The sequence below is a fragment of the Ohtaekwangia sp. genome, from assembly GCF_036568665.1.
Classification (GTDB): domain Bacteria; phylum Bacteroidota; class Bacteroidia; order Cytophagales; family Cyclobacteriaceae; genus Ohtaekwangia.
This window is the reverse complement of sequence record NZ_DATCSD010000285.1, coordinates 1-5,815: the sequence shown is the minus strand read 5'-3', so window position 1 is coordinate 5,815 and position 5,815 is coordinate 1. Positions and strand designations below refer to the sequence as shown.

Annotated in this window: 6 protein-coding genes; 2 read left to right on the top strand and 4 right to left on the bottom strand. The window is 43.1% G+C overall.

Annotated elements, in window-relative coordinates; all coding sequences use genetic code 11:
• Together VIN08_RS15730 and VIN08_RS15725 are read left to right on the top strand one after the other, a co-directional pair.
• Positions 1-492 (top strand): TlpA disulfide reductase family protein (locus VIN08_RS15730; RefSeq protein WP_331966999.1); only part of this gene is annotated, 492 nt, incomplete at its 5' end.
• An 18-nt stretch (positions 493-510) separates the two neighbouring features.
• Positions 511-1,287: a DUF3298 and DUF4163 domain-containing protein gene (locus VIN08_RS15725; protein WP_331966997.1), complete on the top strand. Its 777-nt coding sequence runs from the start codon at positions 511-513 to the stop codon at positions 1,285-1,287.
• A gap of 29 nt (positions 1,288-1,316) precedes the next feature.
• Here VIN08_RS15725 and VIN08_RS15720 read toward each other — a convergent pair whose 3' ends face one another.
• The 4 genes from VIN08_RS15720 to VIN08_RS15705 form a co-directional block, all read right to left on the bottom strand.
• Complete coding sequence (locus tag VIN08_RS15720; protein ID WP_331966995.1) at positions 1,317-3,101, bottom strand: TonB family protein; 1,785 nt, start codon at positions 3,099-3,101, stop codon at positions 1,317-1,319.
• 72 nt (positions 3,102-3,173) lie between these two features.
• Positions 3,174-3,545 (bottom strand): BlaI/MecI/CopY family transcriptional regulator, encoded by a 372-nt coding sequence (locus VIN08_RS15715; protein ID WP_331966993.1) that lies wholly within the window; start codon positions 3,543-3,545, stop codon positions 3,174-3,176.
• A gap of 399 nt (positions 3,546-3,944) precedes the next feature.
• Positions 3,945-5,435, bottom strand: coding sequence for a VCBS repeat-containing protein (locus tag VIN08_RS15710; RefSeq protein WP_331966991.1), 1,491 nt, complete (start codon positions 5,433-5,435; stop codon positions 3,945-3,947).
• Between the two features lie 5 nt (positions 5,436-5,440).
• A partial coding sequence (locus tag VIN08_RS15705) for a DUF4159 domain-containing protein (protein ID WP_331966990.1) occupies positions 5,441-5,815 on the bottom strand: 375 nt, incomplete at its 5' end.

Genomic DNA, 5,815 nt, shown 5'->3' with positions numbered 1-5,815 from the left:
GAGTGGTCAGGATATTCACTGGCCAAAGAATTTATAGACCAGGTAGATCGCATGAAAGTGTTGGCTATTGGCCAGCCGGCTCCTGAAATTTCTTTGCCGGATACTGCCGGCAATGTAGTGAAGCTCTCGTCTGTGCGTGGTAAATATGTACTGCTCGATTTCTGGGCGAAGTGGTGTGGTCCTTGCCGCCAGGAAAATCCCAACGTAGTGCGTGCTTATAACAAGTATAAAACAAAAGGTTTCACCGTGTTTGGTGTTTCGCTGGATCGCTCGAAGCAGGACTGGATCAATGCTATTCACCAGGACGGACTTACCTGGACGCACGTGTCTGATCTGAAGTACTGGCAATCTGAAGCTGCCAAGACCTATAATATTACCGGTATACCATTCTCGTTGTTACTCGACCCGAATGGTGTTATCATCGCCAAGAACCTGCGCGGTGCTGCACTGGAAAACAAACTTGCTGAAATATTCGACAAGAAAGCCAATTAACACCCCTATATATTCGATATGAAGCGATATGTATTCGTGGCCATCATGGCCACGATTTTTTTATATGCCTGTAACAGGAAGGATGAGAAGCGTGAGCAACCTGTACCGATCACGTATCACACGAAAAACTTTGCGCTATACTCCAGCAACTGCCAGGGAGATTCGTTGCAATGCGCTTCGTTTGAAGTGCGCTACCCGGAGTTTATGCACATTGATACCGCTATATCACTGGTAATCCGTTTCAAAATAGACTCTGCTGTATCGGCCGGATTTTCAGAAGGCGTTATTCAAACGCTGGAGCAAACCGGTAAGATCTTTATAGAAGAGTATGAGAATTTTATTCGTGCCGATTCGGAAGCGATCGGTATGGGAGGCTGGTATCATACCTCAGATGTAAATGTAGATGTAGCAGGCGATTCGCTCATTAGCCTCTCCGTTAGCAGTGACGATTATTCCGGTGGAGCCCATCCCAACGCAGCGATAACATTCATCAACCTTAATCCACGCACTGGTAAAACCGTAACGCTTGCTGATTTTCTAAAGCCAGGGTATCAATTGGAGTTGACAAAACTCGGTGAGCAAATATTCCGCAAAGAAAGAGAATTGGCAGACACCGCTTCATTCAAGAATAACTTCTTTGACTTCCCTGACGATAAATTTGCACTCAACAAGAACTACGGATTTACTTCGGAAGGTATACGATTCTATTATAACAGTTATGAAGTGGCGCCCTATGCGGCAGGACCAACGGATGTACTGATACCGTATACAGAAATAAAAGACTGGCTGAAATAACCAGTCTTTTAATCTTTTATAGAGTAATCTCAGAAAGCGATCGTCTCTGATTTATAGCCTATATATGATACGGCCAGCGAACCGCTGCCTGTACCTACTTCAATACTAAAATTACCATTGGCATCGGTAGTAGTACCTTTCGTTTGGCCAACAATAAGAATATTGGAACCTGCCAGCGGTTTCCCTTCTTTATCTTTTACTATACCGGCAACAATCTTTGTTCCCTGTTTTTGTGTAACGGAAGAAACGATAGCAAACTCTTTCTCTACGGCTACAGGTTGCAGTGAAGATTGATCGTTTTTACCATCGCCCAGGCTAAATACAATGGGAAGTACAAATTGCTGACGTACGGCATTACCACTCTGCTTGCCAGGATTCCAATTAGGCATAGCCTTTACTACATCTATAGCAGCGGCATCCAGCGAAGCATCAACGCCTCTCTTCACAACGAAATCGCTTAACGATCCATCGGTGTTCACTACAAATTGTATAAATACTTTTCCTTCCAGACCTTTCTTACGGGCCTCTTCCGGATACTTCAGATTGTCTGCTATAAAACTTCCCATAGCATCAAACCCACCGTTATACGTTGCAGATTCCTCAACAACGGTAAATATACCTCCGTCTCTTGTAGTCTTCAGGGCAACCAGGTGTGCAGCTTCGTTATACTCTATGATGATGAATGAACGTATATTGCCATCTTTATCGGCAACGTTCTTGATCACATCCATAGACGAAATATAGGAGGGATCAAGACCTTCCGTCTTTCTTTTCAGGTCCTCAGCTTTATCAGCGGAGTTAGCATCCGGCTCTATTACGATAAACTTTTTATCAGGACTGGCTTTTGCCAATTCATCCAGTCGTGTCTGCACTTCTTTTGGATAATCAAGTGCCATAGTGGAATTGGACGCTATATCCTGGGCTTCATTCATCACCTGATCCTGGCAGGACACAACGAAGAACACAGCCGGAAGCACGCATAGTATAGCCGCGATCTTCCAGCCTTTTATTTTCGATTTGATTGTTCGCATCATTTCAATTCGTTTTACAGTTAAAGAATTACTAAAGTGATTGGCGAGTTTGAAGTCGGCCGACAGTAAAGCAACCTTCGCCAGCAGGCTGCAGTACTCATTCACATCCTGGTTTGCCACAGCGCGCGCATCTGCTTCAAACTCATGGAGCTGAACGAATATCTTTTTATAGAGTATAACTACGGGGTTAAACCAGAAGAATATACTCAGGAGATTTACCAGTAAAATATCAATGGAATGTAATTGGCGGGCATGTACACTTTCGTGCTCGATGATCTGCTGTTTCTCGTGGCCGGAAAGCTGATCGACCTGCCCTATAAATATAAACCGGAAGAATGAAAAGGCGGAGCGGTTCTCGTTCGATTCAATGATCAGGAATTTTTCATATTGATAAGCTGTTGCTTTATATACCATCATCAGCAATTGCGATAGCCGCCATAGAAACACTATCAGAAACAGGAGTACACCGGCTATATATACTATATTTAGATAATACCACACATCATATACCGGTGTTGTATCAGGAGCGGTAGTGGTGCCGTTGGCAACAATAGTAACTTCCGGCAGCCAGTTGGGTGGCATAATATCGCCAAGCGATGGCATAACCTGTTCGGTAGTATGGAAATGAAACAACGGAAGTACTACCGAGGCTACTATAGCGAACAGTAAATATCCGCGTTTCAATCGAAAGTCGGTTTCATTCCGTAGCAACACACTATAGAGTGCCAGAAAGAACGCTAACGCGATGTTGGCTTCCAGCAGGTAATTCAGATATATATTCATGGTTGTTGCATTTAAATACTTCGTTGATAAAATATAGTATAACAACACGTTTACCTTTATCCGGTATATATACTACTTCTGATCTTTCCTGATCTCGTTCAGAAGTTTCTCCAGGTCGGTGGCATCCAGCTTATTCTCTTTGGCAAAGAACGACACCAGGTTTTGAAACGACCCGTTGAAATAGCCTTTGATAAGATTGTTGAGATAGAACTTGGTATACTTCTCTTTGGTTATAGTAGGGAAATACTCATGTGTTTTACCGTATGCCTTATGATCGACAAATCCTTTTGTCTCCAGTATGCGCACAATGGTTGACACCGTATTATACGCTGGCTTTGGACTCGGCATTTCTTCTACGATATCTTTTACAAATGCTTTCTCGAGTTTCCATAGAATTTGCATGACCTGATCCTCGGCCTTGGTCAGCTCTTTTAAATCTTTCATTGACTATGTATTTAGGTATAAAACTAAATTATTAGTTATTAAAAAGCAAGAATGCTGCCGTGAATTATTTTTGTTAACCGTTAATAGTTAATGGGAAAGCAGTAAGCGTAAAGTTGAAAGCAGAAAGGTGAAAGTACTCTGTGGGATATATTTGAATTTGAATATCGAACAAGGAACACCGATCAACGAATGATGAACTAAAATGCACACTAAGTTTGGCTTTTTACTTTCCGCATTAAGCTTTACGCTTCTCTCAGTTTTTTTGCCTCCTGCATTTATCTGCGAAAATCTGCGAGATCTGCGGGAAACAAAATGCATTTATCTGTGTTATTCTGTGAATTCTGTGGGAAATAATTTTGAACAAGGAACACCGAATGATGAAGTATAGATGCACACCTGCTATTTCCCGTGCAATGTATTCTTCAAGACAAGTACCGATGTCCTGTCAGTGTGCCATTGCTTTAACAGTGGCGGAGGCACCTTAAATTCGAAGTCGAGGGCACCCAGGAGTATATCTATATCATGATCCTGATCGATGTCCGCAGCATCAAGCGTGATCCATTTACCGGAGCCTGCAAGGGGCGTTGTATAAGCAGTAAATCCTTTACCTGTATTTTCTAAATAGATAAAACCATTTTCCGGGTGCTGTACAAAATCAGGGAAGAACGAGATTGCAGCTATATCCAGGTCGCCATCCTGATCATAGTCGGCAGTGCGTGATTGAAACGCACCATATAATGGATAGAACCAGGTTTCTTCAAAGTGATTGGTGCCATCATTTTGAAAAATGCGTATACCATGATAAGGTTTAAACGTAATGGAATAATCTGCATTATCGCCATTGATATATACTATATCTTTTTTGCCATCCCCATTGAAGTCAACCAGTTCAAAGTAAGCGCTGCCATATACCGGGGGAAAGCGTAGTACCGTATTCACACGAAAGTCAAAACCCCCCTGGTTCAATAACATGATGATGCGCTCATCGCCTTGCGTCATCAACACAGTAATGTCGGGAAGGCCGTTGTGATCGATATCTTCGATCACGGTATTGCGTGCGCCTGGAGTTTGTATAAGCGTATGCTTTTTATAGCGGTTGTTGCCCAGGTTCTCGTAAGCCTGCAATGCCCCGGTATAATTACCAAAGCCGCAGACGATATAGTCTGTTAAACCGTCATTGTTCAGATCGGTTTGTTGAATATGTACCGGTCGTTGCAGTCCTTCTAATACAGGGCGTTGTTGATTGTGCAGGGAAGCAAGTTTACCTTTCGACAGATCGTTCGGATCCATCATTCCCATGAACAACATCATCGTGCTGTCCGGATAAAAGATCATATCGGAAAGAGGGCTCTCCAGTTTAAGTGAATCTTTCAATACAAACTTGTCGGAGAATGTATATAGTTTAGAAAGCCGGGTGCCGATATATATATTCTGATGAAGTGTATCTGCTTTTACGAGTGTTACGAATGGTAAAGTTTTTTCCGGTAACTGCAGTGTTGTTACATCAAATTGTGTCAGTGGTTGTGTAGCTGGAACAGGTGGGAGCGTAAGCGAATCCGGTGCGAGTCGTTCGTAGTAATGGCGTATAGCATCAAACTCTTCCTGCGAAAGCATGGGCTTATCGGGCAGCGATTGCAATACTATATTTCGGTCTTCGTCTGACAGCTGCATGATCAGCTTCATATCTTCAAAGCCCATGCGAAAAGCCATCTGTGGCATTATATCATAGTGCCATATCTTTTTGGTGAGCAACCCGGGCTCTGGAAATGCGTGGCAGCTTGCACAGTATTGTTTGGCCAGCCGCTCTTCTTTTTGGTGGGTCGATTCGCATCCGGTAATATATAGTATACCTATACAGGCGATGCACGCAGAGATAAAATGATAACGCATCCGTACTACAGGGAGTTTGTAAAGCAATAGGCTATAATATTGGCGCCCATACGCAAAGCCTGTTGACGTTTTTCTTCCGGGTCGTTGTGTATACGTTGGTCTTCCCAGCCGTTGCCCAAATCACATTCATACGAATAAAAAACCACCAGTCTTCCTTCGTAGATCAGACCAAAGCCCTGTGCGGGTTTACCATCGTGTTCATGTATCTTGGGAAGTCCTTTTGGAAAATCAAATTTCTGGTGATAGATCGGGTGATCGAATGGTAATTCCACCAGTTCCAGTTCCGGAAATACTTTCTTTAGTTCAATGCGTATAAATTTATCGAGACCATAATTATCGTCAATGTGCAGAAAGCCACCGCCTGTCAGGTATTTGCGCAG